Source organism: Actinacidiphila sp. bgisy160 (assembly GCF_965342435.1).
Taxonomy (GTDB): Bacteria; Actinomycetota; Actinomycetes; order Streptomycetales; family Streptomycetaceae; genus Actinacidiphila.
The window spans coordinates 84,844-103,967 of sequence record NZ_CBDRCM010000007.1 but is presented as its reverse complement, the minus strand read 5'-3'; the positions used below and the strand labels follow the sequence as shown (position 1 = coordinate 103,967).

Here is a 19,124-nt window from a genome sequence, read left to right as displayed (position 1 = left end):
GACGTGTATGTGTTTGTGCGGCACCCGGGGCGGCCAAGCGCGAGTGCCCGCCATGCACATGAATATGCGGTACAGAACGCCCAGCCCCGGCGGGCCCCGACCCCGGCCCACCCAACGCACCCCGCGCAGGCCCGCACCTACCGCGCCGGACGGGGGTCCCCTCGGCCGAAGGCTGGGGGCGGGAGGGCGGGAGGGCGGGCGGGGAAACCAACCCGCCCACCACGGCCGCCCGCGTCAGGACTTCTCGGTGACCCCGGCGGAGTCGAACGTCGCCACCTCGTGCATCGCGCGCGCAGCGCTCTGCACCAGCGGCAGCGCCAGCAGCGCGCCCGTGCCCTCACCGAGCCGCAGGTCGAGGTCGACCAGCGGCCGCAGGCCCAGCTTCGTCAGCGCCGCACGGTGGCCGGGCTCCGCGCTGCGATGGCCGGCGATGCAGGCCGCGAGGACCTCCGGCGCGATGGTGCGGGCCACCAGGGCGGCCGCGCCCGCGCTGACGCCGTCGAGGATGACCGGGGTCCGCAGGGACGCCGCGCCGAGCAGCAGGCCGACCATGGCCGCGTGCTCGAGGCCGCCGATCGCCGCGAGGACCTCGATCGGGTCGGACGGGTCGGGCCGGTGGAGTTCGAGGGCGCGCCGCACGACGTCGATCTTGCGGGCGTGCATCTCGTCGTTGATGCCGGTGCCGCGCCCGGTGACCTCCGCCGGGTCGACCCCGGTGTAGACGGAGATCAGGGCCGCGGAGACGGTGGTGTTGGCGACCCCCATCTCCCCGGTGAGCAGCACCTTGTTGCCCGCGGCGACGAGGTCGCGGGCGGTCTCGATGCCGACCTCGATCGCGCGCAGTGCCTCCTCGCGCGACATGGCGGGCCCGGCGGTCATGTCGGCGGTGCCGGGTCGGACCTTGCGGGGCAGCAGACCGGGCGTGCTGGGCAGGTCGGAGGCGACGCCGACGTCCACCACGCACACCTCGGCGCCCACCTGGTTGGCGAAGGCGTTGCACACGGCCCCGCCGCCGAGGAAGTTGGCGACCATCTGGCCGGTGACCTCCTGGGGCCAGGCGGTGACGCCCTGGGCGTGCACCCCGTGGTCCCCGGCGAAGATCGCGACGGCCGCGGGCTCGGGGATCGGCGGTGGGCACTGCCGGGACAACCCACTGAGCTGCGCGGAGATGATCTCCAGCATGCCCAGCGCGCCGGCCGGCTTGGTCATCCGCTTCTGCCGCTCCCAGGCCTCGCCGAGCGCCTTCGCGTCGAGCGGGCGGATGCCGCGGAGGGTCTCCTCCAGGAGGTCGTGCGGCTCCTCGCCGGGCAGGGCCCGGTTGCCGTACTCCTCCTCGTGGACGACCCAGGACAGCGGGCGCCGCTTGGACCAGCCGGACTGCACCAGTTCGGGGTCCTCGGGGAACTCGTCGACGTAGCCGACGCAGAGATAGGCGACGACCTCGAGGTGCTCGGGCAGCCCGAGTTCGCGGACCATCTCACGCTCGTCGAAGAAGCTGACCCAGCCCACGCCGAGGCCCTCGGCGCGGGCGGCGAGCCAGAGGTTCTCCACGGCGAGCGCCGAGGAGTAAGGGGCCATCTGCGGCTGGGTGTAGCGGCCCAGGGTGTGGCGGCCGCCCCGGGTGGGGTCGGCGGTGACGACGATGTTGACCGGGGTGTCGAGGATCGCCTCGATCTTCAGCTCGCGGAACTGCTTGGCGCGGCCCTTGGGAAGGGACTTGGCGTAGGCCTCGCGCTGCTGCATGGCGAGTTCGTGCATGCGCTCCCGGGTCTTGGCGGAGCGGATGACGACGAAGTCCCACGGCTGGGAGTGGCCCACGCTCGGCGCGGTGTGCGCCGCCTCCAGCACGCGGATCAGCACCTCGTGCGGGATCGGGTCCTTGCGGAAGCCGTTGCGGATGTCCCGGCGCTCGCGGATGACGCGGTGCACGGCGTCCCGCACGGCGGGGTCATAGCCCTCGGCGGCGGGGAGGAACGGCTCCGGGCTCTCCTCCTCGCCGGCCGCCGGCACCTCGGGGGCTTCGGCTGCCTCGGGGACTTCGGCTGCCTCGGGCACCACGTCCGCCTCGGGCACGGCCTCGGCCTGCGGCTCGGCGACGGTGACAGCGACGGCGAGCGGGGTCTCCTCCTGCACGGCCGCGGCAGGGGCGGTGGCGGGTTCCACGACGACGGGCGCCGGCGCGACCGCGGGCTCGGGACCGGGTTCCGCCACGGCCTCGGCGACCGGCTCCGGCGCGGCGGCCACCGGCTCCGGCTCAGGAGCGGCGACCGGCTCCGGCTCAGGAGCGGCGACCGGCTCGGGCGTCACGACGGGCTCGGACGCCTCCGCCACGGCCGGAGCCACGGGCGGCTCGACGGCCGGCTCCATGCCGAACGGCAGCGGCTCGTCCGGGGTTTCCAGCGGTGCCACGGGCACGGCGGCGACCGGCTCCGGCACGACGGCCTCGGGCACCGGCGGCTCGGCCGAGGCCGTCCAGGTCTCGCCGGACGCGGGCACCGGCACCGGCACCGGCACCGGAGCCTGGGGCTCGGCAGGGGCCTCGTCGCGGGGGATGTCCAGGTACTCCGGTCCCGTGGTGGGCGGCCCGGACTGGCGCATGGGCGCCGGGACCGGCTGCGGCGCCGGGGCGGGTGCGGGGGTGGCCGGACCGCGGTCGGCCAGGGAGCGCACGATGCCACCGCCGTTGGACGGGTCCGGGATCGGGGGACCCATGTGGAGCGGCCGCCGCGGCGGTGCGGGCGCGGCCGGGGCGGCCTCCTGCACCTGTGCCTGCGCGGGTACATGGGGCTGCGGGGCAGGCTCGGCCGCCCGGACCTGGACGGCTTCCTCCGCGGGCTGCGGGAGGGTCTCCGCCACGGGCACGGTCTCCGCCACGAACTGCGCACGCTGCTCGGGCTGCTCGGACAAGGGCTGCGGCGACGCGGCCTGCTCGGCCGGCACCTGCTCCGGCACCGGCACGCCCGGTACGACCGGCACCTCCGCGCGGACCGCGGAGTAGTCAAGGGAGACGGAGTCACGGCCGCCGCTCTCGTGGGCGTCGTGCTCGATGCCCACGGGCGCCACGGGCACTCCGACGTGCGGGGTGTGCTCGACCGGCACGGGGGTGGGAGCGGGGCCCTGCGCCGGGACCGGCGTCGGCGGGATCACGGGGACGGGCGCCGGGACGGGGGCCGCGGCGACCGGGGACGGCTGCGGCGGCACCGGCTGCGGGTCGGCCCACGACCCCTGCAGACCGGGCATCAGCAGCATCTCCTCGTCCTCGTCGACCGGCAGGGCGCCGGACGGCTGGTCGAGGTACTGGTACTCGGGAGGAACCGGCGCGGTGAGCGGATCGACGTCCCACGAAGGGACGGACTGCTGCTGCGCGCCACTGCCGGGAAGGTCGGCGTGCGGTTGCAGAACCGCTTCTTCGCCTGCGTTCTCCGGCAGTCCCTCACCCGGGACCTGGCCGGTGTCAGTCATGCGTGCCCCTCGCCCATCGGTTTCGCTCCTTCCATCGCTGCGCCGAGCACACCGCCCACTCAGAGAACGAGCGTGGGCGGCAACCGGCACGACGACGGCGATTGACCGGTACTGACCAATACTGATCAGCCCTCACGCGACGTCAATGCGCGACGACGGCACAGCGGTCCGTCAGCCTACCGTGCGTGTGCCCGCGCATGCTCAGGGGGTTCACCTCAAACCGGTGCCAATGTGGGCGCAACCCACCGGCTCACCTGCGGTGTCCGAGGAGCGCGAAGACCACCGTGCGCTCCCGCTCGGACCACTCGTCGTCCAGCTCCACAGCCTGCAACAACGCGCGTTCCACGGTGTATCCGCCCTCGTCGAGGGCGCGGCTGACGGCTTCGGCCTCGTCCCGGTTCGCGGCGCTCGCGGCGATTCGCTCCGGCCGGCGCGCGGCGCAGGCGGCGACGACCTCCGGTCCGCCGCCTCCGATGCGCACGATGTCCGGTTCCGGAAGGTCCTCCAGCACGTGCGGTGCCTGGCCGTGGACGACCCGCACCCGCACCCCGAAGTCCCGTGCGGTGTCCTCGATCCGGTCGCACGCCGCGGCCTCGGCCTCCACCGCGATGACGGCCGCGCCGAAGCGCGCCGCCTCCACGGCGACGGCGCCGCCGCCGGCGCCGATGTCCCAGAGGAGGTCGCCCGCCCGCGGCCCGAGCCGGGCCAGTTGCAGGGCGCGCAGGTGCGCCGGACCGTCCCCCGGCGTGTACCGCTCGGCGGGCAGCCCCCAGCCGCGTACGCGGTCGGCCGCGGCGGGGTCGCCGCCCGCCAGCCAGCCGGACTGCGGGGTGACCGGAACGGGCACGGGCGCGGGGGCGGCGGCCGGGGCGGCACCGATGACGAGGACGACGTTGGGGTCCCGCCAAGTGTGGTCGGCGACCTTGTCGGAGGTGAGGACGGTGACCTGCTCGTGCTCGGTGCCGAGGGCCTCGCAGATCACGAAGGTGCGGTGCTCGTCGCCCAGCAGCAGGGCGAGTTCGGCCGGGCCTGCGCCGGGCGCGGTCAGCACGGCGACCTTGGGGTGGGCGCGGCAGACGTTGACGGCCCGCCGCAGGGTCCGGGTGTGCGCGACGACCACCCGGGCGTCGTCCCAGGGCATCCCGGCCCGTGCGAAGGCCTGGGCGACCGAGGAGACGCCGGGGACGACCTCGACCTCCAGCCCGTACTCGGGGGTGCGCAGGGCGCGGACGACGCCGAAGAAGCCGGGGTCGCCGTCGGCGAGGACGACCGCGGTGCCGCGGTGCCGAGCGATGCGGCGGGCGGCGAGGTCGATACTGCCCAGCACGATCCGCTCGGCGTCCTCCGGCACGAAAGGCAGTGCCAGATGGTGCCGGGTCCCGGCCACCAGGGTGGCGGCCGAGAGCGCGGAGCGCGCTGCCTCGCCCGGTGGTGAGCCGTCCCACCCGATCACGGTGACGCGGTCGGCCATCGTCGTCCTGCCTCCTGGGCGCGTCGCGGTGTGGTGCCCGGGGGTGGTGTGATCCCGGGGTGTGCACAGTACCCCGGACAGGATCTTGCGCTAGCGGGTGCTCACTGCCAGTCGGGGTACGCCGTGTAGTCGGAGCCGTCGGCGGACTGCTCCGCGAGCCCGTCCAGGTCCTCCGGGAGCAGGCTCCAAACGATCAGGTCGGTGCGGATCTCCTCCCAGTGGCCGCCGGTATCCCCGTCCGGCCTGTGGCGGACCAGGCCGGCGCCGCGCAGCACGCCCTCGCTGATGCAGCCGATCTTCTGCGCGACCTGCTGCGAGGCGGCGTTGCCGGCGGCGGTGCGCAGTTCCAGGCGCTCGAACTTCTGGTCGTCGAAGAGCCATTGGGCGGTGCCCTGGACGGCCTCCGCCGCGTAACCCTCGCCGCGCGCCCAGGGGGCGATCATGTAGCCCACCTCGCTGCTGCGGATGCGCCAGTCGGTGCGCTGCAGGTGGACGGTGCCGACCAGCCGCTGGGTGAGGAACTCGGTGACGGCGAGCACGATGCCGCGGCCCTCCGCGCGCTCGGCGGGGGCGAACTCGGTGATGAAGGAGCGGGCGTCCGCCTCGGTGTACGGGTGCGGCACGGAGGTCCAGGCGATCACGGACTCGTCGTTCATCATCTCCGCCAGGGCGGGGATGTCGGACTCCTCGTACGTGCGCAGCACCAGCCGCTCCGTACTGATGGAGATCTCCGGGAAGCTGGTCATTCGACGCTCCGTAGCCAGGGCATGTGTGAAGTGCACAGCATGCAGCATCCACCGGGTCACCGCAGGACCGGGTCGCCGCGGGGGCCTGCGCGGCCGTCGCCCAAGGGTACGTCCAACCATCCGTACGACGGGAGCAGTTGGTGTGCTGTTCCCCGGCTTTTCCGCAGGTCCGCTCCCCCTGTTGTCATACGGTCCTGCTAGCGTCTGCCCGCGTGACGGTGCACCACGCAGCAGGAGTCGGATATCAGCGGGCCGCGGGTGTGTACGAGCGGTCTCGGCCCTCGTACCCCATGGCGGCCCTGGCCGAATTGGCGGACGCGCTGCCCCTCGAGGCCGGCCGCACGGTGGTCGACCTGGGCGCCGGCACCGGCAAGTTCACCCGCTTGCTGGCGCTGACGGGCGCGGAGGTGATCGCGGTCGAGCCGGTGACGGAGATGCGCGAGCGGCTCGCGGAGCTGCTGCCGGGAGTGCGGGTGTCCGCTGGGACGGCGGAGGCGACGGGCCTGCCGGACGGGTGCGCGGACGCGGTGGTGGCCGCGCAGTCCTGGCACTGGTTCCAGGAGGAGGCGGCCCTGGCGGAGGTCGAACGCCTGCTGCGGCCGGGCGGTTCGCTGGCGCTGGTGTGGAACACCTACGACACCTCGGTCCCCTGGGTGCGGGACTACCAGGACATCGTCTTCCGGCTGGCGCCGCGCGATCTGCCGAGTCCGCTGGACGACGGCTGGCGCAAGGCCTTCACCGACCGCGCGGGCTGGTCGCGGGTGCACGAGCGGCACTGGCCGAACCCGCACTCGACGACGGTCACGGACGTGGTGGAGCGGATGACCTCCTCGAGCCACATCGCGGTGATGGACCCGGCCGAGCAGGAGCGGGTGCGTGCCGAGGTGGAGGCGGTGCTGGCCGGGCACGCTGCGACGCGCGGCAAGGACGCCGTCGAGATGCCGTACACGACGGACGTGTACTGGGTGCGGCGGCGCTGACCCCGCTGCTCTGCCGGTGGCGCCCTGTTGAATGGGCGGATGGACGCGGATCGGCTCAGGGGCTTCTGTCTCGGCTTCAACGGCGCGACGGAGGAGAACCCCTTCCCGCGGGACACCGAGGTGACCGTCTTCAAGGTCGGCGGGAGGATCTTCGCCATCAGCGCGCTGGGGGACGAGCCGCTGAAGGTGAGCGTGAAGTGCGATCCCGACCTGGCGGTGCGGCTGCGGGCGGAGCACGCGGCGATCGCGCCCGGATGGCATCTGAACAAGCGCCACTGGAACACGGTGACGCTGGACGGCTCGCTGCCCGACGCGATGGTGTGCGAGCTGGTCGAGGACTCGTACGACCTGGTCGTGGCGCGGCTGCCGCGCGCGGAGCGGTTGCGGCTTGACTGGCCCGGGGCGGCGGGGGACGGGGCGCGGTGAGCGGCGCGGTGCCCGCCCCCGCCGGGGGGCCGGTGGGTCAGAAGGAGGGGATGACGGAGCCGGCGTACTTGTCCTCGATGAACTTCTTCACCTCGGGCGAGGTGAGCAGCTTCTTGAGCTTCAGCACGCGCGGGTCCTTCTCGTTGCCCTCCTTGACGGCCAGGAAGTTGCCGTAGGGGTTGTTGTCGGCGGACTCCAGCACCAGGGCGTCGTCGGCGGGCTTGAGGCCCGCGGAGATGGCGTAGTTGCCGTTGATGACGGCGGCGTCGACGTCCTGCAGGGAACGCGGCAGCTGGGCGGCCTCCAGCTCCTTGAACTTCAGGTTCCTGGGGTTGGCGGTGATGTCGGCGGGGGTGGCCTCGTTGCCGACGCCGTCCTTGAGGGTGATCAGGCCGCCCGCTGCGAGCAGCTTGAGGCCGCGGGCCTCGTTCACCGCGTCGTTGGCGACGGCTATCGTGGCACCGTTCTTGATCGCGTCGGCGGACTTCAACTTGTCGGAGTACAGGCCGAGCGGCTCCAGGTGGACCGTGACGACGGGCACGATGTGGGTGCCCTTCTTCTTGTTGAAGTCGTCCAGGTAGGGCTGGTTCTGGAAGTAGTTCGCGTCGACGGAGCCGTCCTCGGTGGCGGTGTTCGGCGTCACGTAGTCGCTGAACTCCTTGACCTCGAGCCTGAGCCCGGCCTTGGCCGCCAGCTTGTCCTTGACGAAGTCGAGGATCTCGGCGTGCGGGACGGGGCTCGCGGCGACGACGAGCGGGTCGCTCGCGCTGTCCTTCGTGGAGCCGGAGTCCGCGCCGCAGGCGGTCAGGCCGAGGGTGAGGCCCGCGGCGGCGAGGACGGCGGTCGTGATCTTGACGGTGGTACGCACGAAAAGTGCCCTTCTTCAGCGGTGTTGCCTTGCGGTGTCAGGAGGTTTCAGGGGTCGCGGCCGGGCGCAGCAGGCGCAGCCGGGGCGCGGTGGAGCCGCGGCCGCGGTGCGAGGCGGCGCGGGCGGCGAGGTCGCCGGCGAGCTGGACGACGGTCACGATGACGATCAGCACGCCGATCGTGACGAGCATCAGCGAGGTCTCGAAACGCTGGTAGCCGTAGCGGATGGCGAGGTCGCCGAGGCCGCCGCCGCCGATGGTGCCGGCCATGGCGGAGTAGCCGATGAGCGCGATCACAGTGGTGGTGAGCCCGGCGATCAGGGAGGGGAGCGACTCGGGCAGCAGGGCCTTGCGGACCACGGTCCAGGTGCTGCCGCCCATCGCCTGGACGGCCTCGACGAGTCCGCTGTCGACCTCGCGCACGGAGGTCTCCACCAGGCGCGCGAGGAACGGGATGGCGCCGATGGAGAGGGGGACGACCATGGCCTCCGCGCCGATGGTGGTGCCGATCACCCAGCGGGTGAAGGGCAGCACGGAGATCATCAGGATGAGGAAGGGCAGCGAGCGGCCGAGGTTCACGACCACGCCGACGGCCTTGTTGACCGCGGCGTTGCGCAGCAGTCCGCCGCGGTCGGTCAGCACCAGCAGGACGCCCAGCGGCAGCCCCCCGGCCACCGCGATCAGCGTGGACCAGCCGACCATGATCAGGGTTTCCCAACAGGCCTGCGACAGCAGCGGCTGCATCTGCGACCAGCTCACTTCGCGCCCTCCTTGGCCGGCTCGTCACCGGCGACCGGGGCGACGTCGACCTGGAGGCCCTTCTCGCGGAGGAAGCCGATCGGCACGACGTTGTCCTCGAAGGCGCCGGGCAGCTCGATCCGCATCCGGCCGACCTGGCGGCCGCCGATGGTCTCCAGCGCGGCGCCGAGCACGGAGATGTCGATGTTGTAGGTCCGGGACAGCTGGGAGATGACGGGTTCGGTGGCGGCCTCGCCGTGGAAAGTGAGGTCGACCACGGTGCGGCCCTCGCCGGACGGCTCGCCGCCGACCGGGAAGAGTTCGTGGGCCAGTTCGGAGCCGGGCGTGGCGAGCAGGTCGGTGACCTTGCCGGATTCCACGATGCGGCCTCCCTTCATCAGCGCGGCGGAGTCGCAGACGGCCTTGACCACATCCATCTCGTGGGTGATGAGCAGGATGGTCAGGCCGAGCTGCCGGTTGAGGTCGCGCAGCAGCTGCAGGATCGAGCGGGTGGTCTCGGGGTCGAGCGCGGAGGTGGCCTCGTCGGAGAGCAGCACCTTGGGGTCGCCGGCCAGGGCCCGGGCGATGCCGACGCGCTGCTTCTGGCCGCCGGACAGCTGGGCCGGGTAGGCGCGGGCCTTGTCGGCCAGGCCCACCAGGTCGAGCAGTTCCAGGGCCTTGCGGCGACGCTCGCGGCCGGAGACGCCGAGGATCTCCAGGGGCAGCTCGACGTTGTCCCGGACGGTGCGCGAGGACAGCAGGTTGAAATGCTGGAAGACCATGCCGATGCCCGTGCGGGCGGTACGCAGGGCGGAGCCCGCGCGGTCGGAGCGGCCGGCGAGTGCGGTCAGGTCCCGGCCGGCCACCTCGACGGTGCCCGACGTGGGTCGCTCCAGCAGGTTGACGCAGCGGATGAGCGTGCTCTTGCCGGCACCGCTGCGTCCGACGACGCCGTACACCTCACCCTCGCGGACGTGCAGGTCGACGCCGTCGAGGGCCACCGTCTCCCGGTCGCGGGATCGGTAGACCTTGGTCAGGCCCGTTGTGGTGATCACTGGATTTCCGTCACTGTCGGGTGCGCGGCGGACGAGAGCCGCACACGGGGCGTATGGACCGCGGACATGGCATGGCTCCGCCCCTGTGCGGAGCGTGGAAGAAGGTCAGCAGCGGGTGCCGGGCGGCCGGCGGTCGTGCGCCGGCCGGCGACGGCGGAAGGACTGCTGCGATTCCATGTGCATGGGGGTGTGCGGTCCGCGGCAGGAGGGGCGGGTCTCGCTTCGGGGCGCGGGACTCAGATGGCGTGGGCCCTCAGCGTGCACACATTCGACACATACGACGAACACCGGGCGTCATCGCCTCGGTCGCGCGGCAGCGGCGGTTCGTCGTGGTCATGCGCACCAGTAAAGCAGACGCCCGTGCGGCGTACCAATATCCGGTCCCGGAGTCCGGAATGTGGACACCCAGGGGGCGGGGACCCGGCCGTTTCCGCCCGTAATAGAGTCGCGCCATGCTCGACGCGCTCACGATCGTGGTCTCGGCCACGGCGCTGCTCCTGGCCGCCTGGTGCGGCTTCGCGGCCTTCCGCGACCAGCCGACCAAGGACTGGCACTTCATCGGCATGGCCCTGGTGGCGGTGCTGGCGCTCGTCCAGCTGGTGATAGGTGTGGTCAAGCTCAGCGGCGGCGAGAAGCCGGTGGACGGCACGACGATCTTCGTGGCGTACCTGGTCGGCGCCGCCTGCACCGTCCCGGCGGCGGGCTTCATGTCGCTGACCGAGCGCACCCGCTGGGGCTCGGCGATCGTGGCCGCGGGCGGGGTGATCCTGGCCGTGCTGGAGGTGCGGCTCCACGACATCTGGGGAGGCGTCAGTGCCTGAGACCGCGAAGGACACCACCGCGCCCGCAACCGCCGGACGCGGCATCGGCCGCGGGCCGGGCAGGCTGCTGCTCTCCCTGTACGGGGTCTTCACCGTCGCCGCGCTCTCCCGCGCGATCGTGCAGATCAGCACGCAGTTCGATCAGGCGCCGCTGGCCTACCTGCTCTCCCTGCTGGCGGGTGTCCTCTACGCGGTGATCACGGTGGCCCTGTGGCGGGGCGGCGAGGGCGCGCGGAAGGTCGCGCTGGTCAGCTGCACGCTCGAACTGGCCGGCGTGCTGGCGGTGGGCACCCTGACGCTGGTCGACTCCGGAGCGTTCCCGGACCAGACCGTGTGGTCCGACTACGGCATGGGCTACCTGTTCCTGCCCGTCGTCGTACCGGTGACCGGCCTGCTGTGGCTGCGCCGGCAGGCGCGGCCACAGCAGGCCTCCGAGCAGTACCCGGCCCCCTGACGCGGGCTCAGGCGCTCGCGGCGTACGTCTCCGGCCGGGCGGCCGGCTTCTCCATGTGCACCAGGCTCAGTTGCCGGGTGACCGGTTCGACGCTGCCGACCTGCGCGTAGCCCAGCTTGCGGTACAGCCGCAGGCTGAACTCGCTGCGGTGCCCGGTGAAGAGCCGGTACCGCTTGGCCTCGCTCTCCGCGGCCAGGCGCTCCTCGATGGCCCGCAGCAGACGGCCGCCGAGTCCGTGCCGCTGCATGCGGGGGTGGACGATCAGCTTGGCGATCCGCGCGGTGCCGTCCTCGTCCACGCAGCCGCGGACCGAACCCACCACCTCCTCGCCGAGCCGGGCCACCACCACGATCCCGCCCGCGAGTTCGGCGCGCAGCGCGTCGAGGGTCTGGGTCAGCGGTTCTATGCCGTAGTCCCCGTACAGTGCGGCTTCGTCCTGGTAGCAGAGGTACTGCAGTTTGAGGATCTTCTCGGCGTCGTCGCCGGTAGCCGCAGAGATGGTCACGCTCATACCCATGTGCGCTGGCCTCTCCTTCGAGTCCGCCCGGGCCGCGGGGGGTGAGGGTGCGGCGCGGGACGTTGCCCTGAATCGTTTCCGGAAGGCGGCGCGGCCGTGCACAAGCGTCCATACGCCGACTGTTTACGGTGCATTACCCCGTCGTACGGGTCCTGCAACCCCGGTTGCGAGGATCGTACGCAGGCAACTCAGGCACCGGGAACGCATCGGTCCGAGGCTGCCCTGTGAGATTCCCAACTCGCCTGAGATTTCGCGGTAAGTGGGGTCGGAACGGGAGATCAGGGCGGATACCAGCTCAGGACAGCGCCCGGGCAGCCGGCGCGCGGCGGCCAGGAGGGTGCGCCGCTGCTCGGCGGCGAGCACCAGCTGTTCGGTGCTCTGCGGTGCCTCGGCGGCGGGGTGCCGGCCGGGGCCGTACGGCGTCTCCCGGCGCGCCCGGCGAACGGCCAGGCGGACCTCGGCGCGCACCGCGCGGCGCAGCCAGCGGGCGGGGTCGGCGGGCGGCTCGGGGAGTTCCAGCAACCGCAGCCATACCGACTGTTCGAGGTCGGCCGCCTCGATGCAGGCGGGGACGGACTCGGCCGCGGCCTCGGCGGCCAGCAGCGGCCGGATGGCGGTCAGTTCTTCGCTTCGTGCACGCGGGGTCATGCCCGCCGGGACACTCGTGCCGCGCCGGGTGGTTGCCCCCTGGCGGGGGAACCACCCGTGCGCGGGAGGGGGATCACCTGGTGTTGACGGTCACTTCCGGCCGGCGAAGTCCGCGCGGGCCAGGAGCGCGGTGTCGCAGTTGTCGGAGAAGATGCCGTCGATGCCCTGCTCGAAGTACACCTTGAAGGCGCCGAAGGCGTCGCCGTAGGCGTTGGGGTCCGTGCCGACCCGGAAGTCGGCGGGCAGGAAGCTGTTCTCGTTGCGCATCGTGTAGGGGTGCAGGATCAGCCCGGCCTGGTGGGCGTCGCGCACCAGCGTGGTGGGCATGCCGAGCTTGCCGGCCGCGTCGCGCGGGATGATCAGGTTCAGGGTGGGGCCGATGCCCTGCGCGAAACCGGCGATCCACTTCAGTCCGGCCGGGGTGACCAGGTCGGCGACGGTGCGCGGGTCCCCGGCGACGACGAAGTCGTAGGGGCGGGTGGTCGCCGCGTCCAGCAGGAAGACCTTGGGGTTGCGCAGGCCGAGCGCGCCGAGCCGCTGGAGGCTGCCGGGCTCGAAGGACTGCAGGAACAAAGGGGAGTTGCGCTTGTCGCGGCCGTAGCGGCGCAGCAGCTTGGCGAGCCGCTCCTCCAGGCCGAGGCCGAGGCCGCGGAAGTAGGTGGGGTGCTTGGTCTCGACGTGCAGCCACACCGCCTTGCCGCGCTTACGGCCCTGCTCGTCGGCCCAGCGCAGCACCTCCTCGAAGGTGGGCACCTCCCAGTGGCCGTTGTAGAGGGTGTTGCGCTGCCGCTGTGCCGGCAGCCGCTCGACCGCGCGCAGGGTCTTGAGCTCGGCGAGGGTGAAGTCCTCGGTGAACCAGCCGGTGGTCGCGACGCCGTCGATGGTCTTGGTGGTCCGGCGGGAGGCGAACTCGGGGTGGCCGGCGACATCGGTGGTGCCGCCGATCTCAGGCTCGTGACGGCAGACGAGGTGCCCGTCCTTGGTGGGGACGACGTCCTGCTCGATGACGTCGGCACCGAGGTCCAGGGCGAGCTGGTAGGAGCCCAGGGTGTGCTCGGGGCGGTAGCCGCTCGCGCCGCGGTGGCCGACCACGGTCGGCACGGGCAGCGGGTGGACGGGGACGGAGCCGTGCGAGGAGCCCCGCTCGCCGGCCGCGGCGGTCCCCGCGCCGCCGAGCACGGTGACGCCGGCGCCGAGCGCAGCGGCCCCGATCAGTGCCCGGCGCCCGGGCCCCCTGCCCTGTTCCCGGCCGCCCTGCTGCTCGTGCCTCATGTGCGCCCCCTCGTGTCGGCCGAACGTCCGTCCGGATCCTCGCAAACGACGCGCGCATCGTAGGCAGGCCGGTGTTGCCCCCGAGCGGCGAGCGACGGAACGTGACGCAAACGCACGTCAACAATGCGTACCGGTCGTGTGAACCCGGTGTGCGTGTCGCGACGTGGCGGAAGTATCGTCCTCACCGGGGGAGGCGCACACTGGTGAGCGAACCCCGCGGGCGTCCCGGCCGGACTCCCGCCGACCACGACCGGAGGACCCGTTGTTCCGCATCATCCTCAAGGCACTGCTCGGAGTACTGATGCGCGTTCTGTTCCGACCCAGGGTCGAGGGGGCGGAGAACATCCCGGGCGACGGCCCGGTGATCCTCGCCGGCAACCACGTCACCTTCATCGACTCGATGTTCCTGTCCCTGGTCGTGAAGCGTCAGGTCTTCTTCATCGGCAAGGACGAATACGTCACCACGCCCGGGATCAAGGGCCGGCTGATGGCGGCCTTCTTCACCTCCGTCGGCATGATCCCCGTGGACCGCGACGGCGGTCACGGCGGCGTCGCCGCCCTGATGACCGGCCGTCGCATCCTGGACGAGGGAAGGGTCTTCGGCATCTACCCCGAGGGCACCCGCTCCCCCGACGGCCGCCTTTACCGCGGCCGCACGGGCGTGTCGCGGCTGGCGCTGATGACCGGCGCGCCGGTCGTCCCGTTCGCGATGGTCGACACCGACCGGATCCAGCCGGGCGGCGCCGGCGTCCCGCGGGTGCACCGCTTCACCGTCCGCTTCGGCAAGCCGCTGGAGTTCTCCCGCTACGAGGGCATGGACCGCGACCGCTATGTGCTGCGTGCCGTCACCGACGAGGTGATGAGCCACGTGATGCGGCTGTCCGGCCAGGAGTACGTGGACATCTACGCCACCAAGGCGAAGGCGTCCAAGGCCTCGGTCCACGCGACGGCGGCATAGGCCGTGTCGTCGCATGAGCGCCCACCCGGCGACGTCCGGCACGGCACTCCCCCGGCCTTCGGCCCGCGGGAGTTGTCCGATCGTCCGAGTGGCCCACCACGAGGCCGACTCTCCGCCCTGCGACGCACCGCGCCTGGGGGCACCTCCCGGTAGCCGGGGGAGCTCATCCGACGACACGGCCGGCACGCGCCCCTGCCCGGCTCACAGCCGCGGCATCCGGCCGACCGGCCCGTTGCCGGCGGGTGTCCGCGCCGAGGCGAGCACGACCTCGCCGCGCGGGCCGCGGGAGATCTGGCCGATGCTCGCCGACAGGTCGGCCTCCATCCCCCCGGGCAGTTTGAGCCGGATCAGCACCGGCAGCAGGAACCCGACCGCGATGAGCCCGGCCAGCACCGGCGTCAGGGTCGTGAGCATCACGGCGGTGACGTGGTGCTTCCACAGGAAGTCCACCCAGGCGGCCGCGAGGACGGCGGTCGCCACCAGCACCAGGACCGCGCTGCTCAGCCGGCTTCCGCGGGCTGCTCGCGCGTCCTCCTCCAGCAGCCGCAGCGCCCGATCCGCGTCCTGGTGCGCCGGGTCGAGACGCCGGCACCGGGTCAGGAAACGCTGGGCCCGGCGCCGGTGGAGCAGTTTCAGCCGCACGTCGACGGTCTGCGTGCCCAGGCGCTGCTCCGCGACACCGGCCACGAAGTGCGGTTCGGCCTCCCGCTCGGCCAGCCGGATCGCGGCACGAGCCTCCTGGGCCGCGTCGCGGTAGCGGTCGGCGCTCTGCTCGGCGTCGCCGGCCTGCACGAGCAGCCGTGCGAGCGCCAGCCGCAGTTGCCACTGCGGCTGGTCGCGCACCCCGCTCCGGCCCAGTACGCGCCGCAGCTCCTCCTCGGCGGCGCCCAGGTCCCCCGCGCCCTCCGCCAGCGCCACCGCGAGCCCGAGGGCCGCGCTGCCGCTGTCCGGGTCCACCGCGACGGCCCGGCGGAACGCGCCGGCCGCCTCCGCCATCGTGGCGTCGCCCGCGCCCTCGCGGGCCCGGTGCAGCGCCAGGCTGCCGAGCTCCACGTGGGCCTGCACGTCGTACCAGTCCAGCTCCACGGCCCGGCGGAGCACGGCCTCGGCCTCCGGGTACCGGCCGAGCTGCACGTGGAGCGCGCCCAGTTCCGTGTGGGAGCGCCCGTACGGGTCCAGTTCCACGGCCCGGGCGAAGTGCCGCTCGGCGGCGGCCGGTTCCCCGCGCCGGTGGGCGATCAGCCCGAGGCAGGTGTGGGCGGCGGCGTTGCGGGGGTCCTCACGGCTGACGGCACGGCAGTGGGCGGCCGCCTCGGCGAGGCGCTCGTCCGCCTGCGGGCCGGGGGCGAGGTCGGCCAGGCGCACCAGCGACCAGGCACGGCCGACCCGGAAGTCGTGGTCGTGCGGCCACTGCCGCAGGATCTCCCCGAAAGCGTCCGCCGCGTCGAGCGGACGCTGGTCCATCAGTGCGACCCAGCCGGTCGCGGCCCGGGCCTCGGCCCGGGCGAGGGGGCCGGAGGCGGACTCCAGCAGCTCGTCCAGGACCCGCCGGGCCGTGGTGTGGTCGCCGCGCTCCGCGTGCACCGCCGCCAGCTCGAACCGGATCGACGTGAGGTGCGGGCGGCCGCGGGTGAACTCCTCGACGCGGCTCTCGGCCTCGTCCAGGCTGCCGCATTCGCGCAGCGCGGTGGCCCGCTGGTCGTGGGCGGCCACGCTGTACGGGTCGTCGGCCAGGGCGCGTTCGCACTGGGCCAGGGCCTCGTCGTACCGGTGCTGCTCGCACAGCACCGCGGCCAGCCTGCACCGCACGGACACCGCGTCCGGGACCCTGCCGAGCAGCGCCTGAGCCGCCTGTTCCGCCTCCTCGAAACGGCCGAGCGCGGCAAGGGTGTTGATCAGCAGCCGGCACGCCCACTCGTGCTCCGGGTCGAGTTGCAGGGCGCGCCGGAGGTGGGGCAGCGCCTCCTCCCGGCGGTAGGTGCCGGCGAGCACCTGGGCGGTCGCGACGTGCGCGGCGGCGATCTCCGGATGACTGGCGCGTGCCTGGCGCGCCACGGCCTCCGCCTCGTTCCACCGCCGCAGCGCGCACAGCACCTCCACCTTGAAGGTCAGCGTGCGGACACGGTCGGGTCGCAGGGCCAGGGCGCGGTCGACACTCGCGAGGCACTCCTCGTCCTTGTCCTGGTCCCAGAGGCAGTACGCGAGATCGACGTGGGCGTCCGGCTCCTCCGGGTGACGGCCGATGTAGCCGCGCAGCACGTCCTCCGCCTCGTTCCAGTGCCGCGCACGGCGCAGCAGCCAGGCCAGGAGGCCCGCGGCGTCGGCGCCGCCTCCGGTCAGCTCGTCGGCGCGCCGGGCGAAGGGCAGGCCGTCGTGCGGCCTTTCCATCGCCGAGTACAGCCGTCCCGCGGCGATCAGCACCTCCGGGTCGTCGGGCCGGAGTCCGACGGCGTGCTCGGCGGCGCTCTCGGCCTCCTCCCAGCGCCCGAGCGTCTGCAGGACGGAGAGCCTGCCCAGCAGAGCGTCGCGGTGGTCCGGCTCACGCCGCAATGCCTCCTCGTACGCCTCGCACTCCTCGGCGCGCCGGTCCTGCTCGCCGAAGCACCGGGCGAGCAGGCAGGGGCCCGCCGCCGAACGGGGCAACACGGCGGCGGCCCGCCGCGCGGCCGACTCGGACGCCGCCCACTGCTGAAGGCCCGCGTGCGCCAGGGTGAGCACGTGCAGGGCACCCACGGCGCTCGGGCGAAGGCGCAGACATTCCTCCGCCGCGGCGAGGGCCGCTTCGTGGTCCTCACCTCCCAGGTGCACCCAGGCCCGTTGAACGGCCACTTCATCCGCCGGCACACCGTGGCGGGCAGCCTCCTCCAGAGCGGCGGCGGCCTCGCTCCACCGTTGCGCCCCGCGGAGGCCGCCGAGCCGGGCCAAGTGGGCCTCCGTGGAGGTGATGTCGAGCCGCAGGGCGCGCTCGATCGCCGCGAGTGCCTCGTCGTCGCGCTCCGCGGCGAACAGAACCTTCGCCAGGAGCACGTGGGCGTCCGGGTCGTCGGGGGCGTCCTCGGCGCCCCGCCGGGCGGCGGCCTCCGCGTCGGCCAGGCGCCCGAGCATCTGCAGGGACTGGACGCGCAGCCGGGCGGCGAGGCGGCGCCCCGGGTCCGCGCGCAGCGAGGCCTCGAACTCCTCCAGCGCCCGGGCGTACATCTCCCGCCCGTAGGAGACGCAGCCCTCCTCCTCCAGGAGGAACGCCTCCAGTCGCTCCGCGCTCTCGCCCGCACGCACGGAGGCGATCAGTTGCCCCGCCTCGTCCCAGCGATGGGTCGAACGCAGCAGGCCCAGGATCTCCTCCACGAGGACGGTGTCGCCGGGGGCGAGTTCCCTGGCGCGCGTCAGGACGGCGAGCGCCTCGTCGTGCCGGGCGGCCGCGTGCAGGGCACGGGCGAGGGTGGTGAGAGCCACCGGTTCGGCGGGGCGCAGGGCGGCGCCACGCTCGGCGGTCGTGATCGCCCCCGCCGTGTCGCCGGTGTACATCAGCAGCTCGGCGCGGACTGACAGCCCCCATTCGTGGGTGGGGTCGAGCCCCAGGGCCTCCTCGGTACGGGCCAGGGCGCGGTCGAGTGCTCCGTCGGCCAACTCGGCGGCGGCCAGTTCCAGCCTGATGCCCGGGGAGTACCGGCACGTCCGTGCCGCGTGCCGTCCCGTGGAGAGAGCTTCAGCGAGGTCGCCGCGCTGCCGCTGTGCCTGGGCCTTGCACCCCCATGCCTCGACCCAGCGCGGTTCGATCGTCAGCGCCCGGTCGCAGGCCGCGATCGCCTCGTCCCATCGCCGGAGGTCCAGGAGGCCGCGGGCGTGCTCGACGTGCGCCTCGGGCCGGCGGCCGTACCTGCCCACGAGGCGCTGGGCGGCCTCCACGGCGGTCTGGTGGGCCCCGCGGCAGCTCTCGTACCGGACCTCCGCCGTCAGCACGGCGATGTCGTCGCGGTCCAGAGAGCGGGCGGAGACCAGCTTGGTGTGGGCGAGGTCGGCCTCGCCCCGGCTCGCCGCGATCCGCACCGCCGCGCAGCGCACCTCGACGGGGTCGGCCAGACCGCGCTCGGCGTCCTCCAGCCCCTGGAGCGCGGCCGTGGTGTCGCCCAGCTCGGCACGCGTCCACGCGGCGCCGATCCAGCCCTCCGCGTGGCGCGGTCCGACGGCGGTGGCCCGCTCGAAGGCGGCCAGGGCCTCGTCCCAGCGGCAGGCGCCGTGGTGCAGCCAGCCCAGCGCGGTGTGGACGTCCACGGCCTCCGGGAGCCGCGCCGCGGCCGCCGTGCCCTCGGCCAGGGCCTCGTCGTGGCGGCGCATGCGGTCGAGGGCCGCCACGCGCCATCCTGCCGCCTGGCCGCATTGCGGGTCGTGACGCAGGGCCGTGGCGAACTCGGCGAGCGCCGACGCGTGTTCGTACTGCCGCAGCAGCGACCGGCCGCGTGCGACGTGCAGTCGGGCCGTCCGCACCGGGTCGCCCTCCGCCCGGGCGAGTTCGGCGCCGATGAGGGCCTCGGTCTCCTCGTAGCGGCAGTCGAGGGTGTACTCCCTCAGGACGGCCAGGACGTCGGTGTCCTGACCGGACTGTGCGTCCGTGCTCATGGCGCTCCCTCCCCCGCGGCGGGTACCGGCAGCATACGGAGTGCAACCCGGCGGCGCGCAGACCACGTTGGCCTCGGCGCAACCCCGCGGCCC

General features: G+C 73.4%; 15 protein-coding genes. 5 read left to right on the top strand and 10 right to left on the bottom strand.

What is annotated here, in order from left to right:
- Nucleotides 1-234 precede the first annotated feature (234 nt).
- From cobT to ACRWNP_RS09140, 3 genes are all read right to left on the bottom strand, one after another.
- Nucleotides 235-3,462 (bottom strand): nicotinate-nucleotide--dimethylbenzimidazole phosphoribosyltransferase, encoded by a 3,228-nt coding sequence (gene cobT / locus ACRWNP_RS09150; RefSeq protein ID WP_431960540.1) that lies wholly within the window; start codon nt 3,460-3,462, stop codon nt 235-237.
- A 250-nt stretch (nt 3,463-3,712) separates the two neighbouring features.
- Entirely contained in the window at nt 3,713-4,933 is a 1,221-nt protein-coding gene (cbiE, locus tag ACRWNP_RS09145; RefSeq protein ID WP_431960539.1) for a precorrin-6y C5,15-methyltransferase (decarboxylating) subunit CbiE, read from the bottom strand.
- Between the two features lie 101 nt (nt 4,934-5,034).
- Nucleotides 5,035-5,679, bottom strand: a complete 645-nt coding sequence (locus ACRWNP_RS09140) for a GNAT family N-acetyltransferase (RefSeq protein ID WP_431960538.1) — start codon at nt 5,677-5,679, stop codon at nt 5,035-5,037.
- A gap of 212 nt (nt 5,680-5,891) precedes the next feature.
- On the opposite strand from ACRWNP_RS09140, the gene ACRWNP_RS09135 reads away from it, so the two are divergent.
- Nucleotides 5,892-6,659 (top strand): class I SAM-dependent methyltransferase, encoded by a 768-nt coding sequence (locus ACRWNP_RS09135; RefSeq protein ID WP_431960537.1) that lies wholly within the window; start codon nt 5,892-5,894, stop codon nt 6,657-6,659.
- Nucleotides 6,660-6,698: 39 nt separating this feature from the next.
- On the top strand, nt 6,699-7,085 hold the full coding sequence (locus ACRWNP_RS09130; RefSeq protein WP_431960536.1) for an MmcQ/YjbR family DNA-binding protein: 387 nt from the start codon (nt 6,699-6,701) through the stop codon (nt 7,083-7,085).
- Nucleotides 7,086-7,122: 37 nt separating this feature from the next.
- On the opposite strand, the gene ACRWNP_RS09125 is transcribed toward ACRWNP_RS09130, so the two are convergent.
- The 3 genes from ACRWNP_RS09125 to ACRWNP_RS09115 are packed head-to-tail and all read right to left on the bottom strand — an operon-like array spanning nt 7,123 to nt 9,744.
- Complete coding sequence (locus ACRWNP_RS09125) at nt 7,123-7,953, bottom strand: MetQ/NlpA family ABC transporter substrate-binding protein (protein WP_431960535.1); 831 nt, start codon at nt 7,951-7,953, stop codon at nt 7,123-7,125.
- 37 nt (nt 7,954-7,990) lie between these two features.
- Complete coding sequence (locus tag ACRWNP_RS09120) at nt 7,991-8,710, bottom strand: methionine ABC transporter permease (protein ID WP_431960534.1); 720 nt, start codon at nt 8,708-8,710, stop codon at nt 7,991-7,993.
- On the bottom strand, nt 8,707-9,744 hold the full coding sequence (locus ACRWNP_RS09115; RefSeq protein ID WP_431960533.1) for a methionine ABC transporter ATP-binding protein: 1,038 nt from the start codon (nt 9,742-9,744) through the stop codon (nt 8,707-8,709). Before ACRWNP_RS09115 ends, ACRWNP_RS09120 begins: the two co-directional genes overlap by 4 nt.
- Nucleotides 9,745-10,196: 452 nt before the next feature.
- Here ACRWNP_RS09115 and ACRWNP_RS09110 point away from each other — a divergent pair, with 452 nt between their 5' ends.
- Together ACRWNP_RS09110 and ACRWNP_RS09105 are read left to right on the top strand one after the other, a co-directional pair.
- Complete coding sequence (locus ACRWNP_RS09110; protein ID WP_431960532.1) at nt 10,197-10,565, top strand: hypothetical protein; 369 nt, start codon at nt 10,197-10,199, stop codon at nt 10,563-10,565.
- Nucleotides 10,558-11,019 (top strand): hypothetical protein, encoded by a 462-nt coding sequence (locus ACRWNP_RS09105; protein WP_431960531.1) that lies wholly within the window; start codon nt 10,558-10,560, stop codon nt 11,017-11,019. The genes ACRWNP_RS09110 and ACRWNP_RS09105 overlap by 8 nt, the downstream gene beginning before the upstream one ends.
- 7 nt (nt 11,020-11,026) lie before the next feature.
- On the opposite strand, the gene ACRWNP_RS09100 is transcribed toward ACRWNP_RS09105, so the two are convergent.
- The 3 genes from ACRWNP_RS09100 to ACRWNP_RS09090 all read right to left on the bottom strand — a co-directional run bounded on the left by ACRWNP_RS09100 (nt 11,027) and on the right by ACRWNP_RS09090 (nt 13,456).
- Entirely contained in the window at nt 11,027-11,536 is a 510-nt protein-coding gene (locus ACRWNP_RS09100) for a GNAT family N-acetyltransferase (RefSeq protein WP_431960530.1), read from the bottom strand.
- 123 nt (nt 11,537-11,659) lie between these two features.
- A complete protein-coding gene (locus tag ACRWNP_RS09095) occupies nt 11,660-12,184 on the bottom strand; it encodes a sigma-70 family RNA polymerase sigma factor (RefSeq protein WP_431960529.1) in 525 nt (174 codons plus the stop codon).
- A gap of 90 nt (nt 12,185-12,274) precedes the next feature.
- Nucleotides 12,275-13,456, bottom strand: coding sequence for a glycerophosphodiester phosphodiesterase (locus ACRWNP_RS09090; RefSeq protein WP_431960528.1), 1,182 nt, complete (start codon nt 13,454-13,456; stop codon nt 12,275-12,277).
- Nucleotides 13,457-13,757: 301 nt separating this feature from the next.
- Between ACRWNP_RS09090 and ACRWNP_RS09085 the strand changes: the two genes are divergently transcribed.
- Entirely contained in the window at nt 13,758-14,414 is a 657-nt protein-coding gene (locus tag ACRWNP_RS09085; protein WP_431960637.1) for a lysophospholipid acyltransferase family protein, read from the top strand.
- A 201-nt stretch (nt 14,415-14,615) separates the two neighbouring features.
- Here ACRWNP_RS09085 and ACRWNP_RS09080 read toward each other — a convergent pair whose 3' ends face one another.
- Nucleotides 14,616-19,031, bottom strand: a complete 4,416-nt coding sequence (locus ACRWNP_RS09080; RefSeq protein WP_431960527.1) for a tetratricopeptide repeat protein — start codon at nt 19,029-19,031, stop codon at nt 14,616-14,618.
- Nucleotides 19,032-19,124: the final 93 nt, after the last annotated feature.

Coding starts and splice junctions, on each gene's coding strand:
- cobT (WP_431960540.1), bottom strand. CDS start 3,462: ATGACTGACACCGGCCAGGTCCCGGGTGAGGGACTGCCGGAGAACGCA.
- ACRWNP_RS09080 (WP_431960527.1), bottom strand. CDS start 19,031: ATGAGCACGGACGCACAGTCCGGTCAGGACACCGACGTCCTGGCCGTC.
- ACRWNP_RS09140 (WP_431960538.1), bottom strand. CDS start 5,679: ATGACCAGCTTCCCGGAGATCTCCATCAGTACGGAGCGGCTGGTGCTG.
- cbiE (WP_431960539.1), bottom strand. CDS start 4,933: ATGGCCGACCGCGTCACCGTGATCGGGTGGGACGGCTCACCACCGGGC.
- ACRWNP_RS09090 (WP_431960528.1), bottom strand. CDS start 13,456: ATGAGGCACGAGCAGCAGGGCGGCCGGGAACAGGGCAGGGGGCCCGGG.
- ACRWNP_RS09100 (WP_431960530.1), bottom strand. CDS start 11,536: ATGGGTATGAGCGTGACCATCTCTGCGGCTACCGGCGACGACGCCGAG.
- ACRWNP_RS09095 (WP_431960529.1), bottom strand. CDS start 12,184: ATGACCCCGCGTGCACGAAGCGAAGAACTGACCGCCATCCGGCCGCTG.
- ACRWNP_RS09085 (WP_431960637.1), top strand. CDS start 13,758: ATGCGCGTTCTGTTCCGACCCAGGGTCGAGGGGGCGGAGAACATCCCG.
- ACRWNP_RS09130 (WP_431960536.1), top strand. CDS start 6,699: ATGGACGCGGATCGGCTCAGGGGCTTCTGTCTCGGCTTCAACGGCGCG.
- ACRWNP_RS09110 (WP_431960532.1), top strand. CDS start 10,197: ATGCTCGACGCGCTCACGATCGTGGTCTCGGCCACGGCGCTGCTCCTG.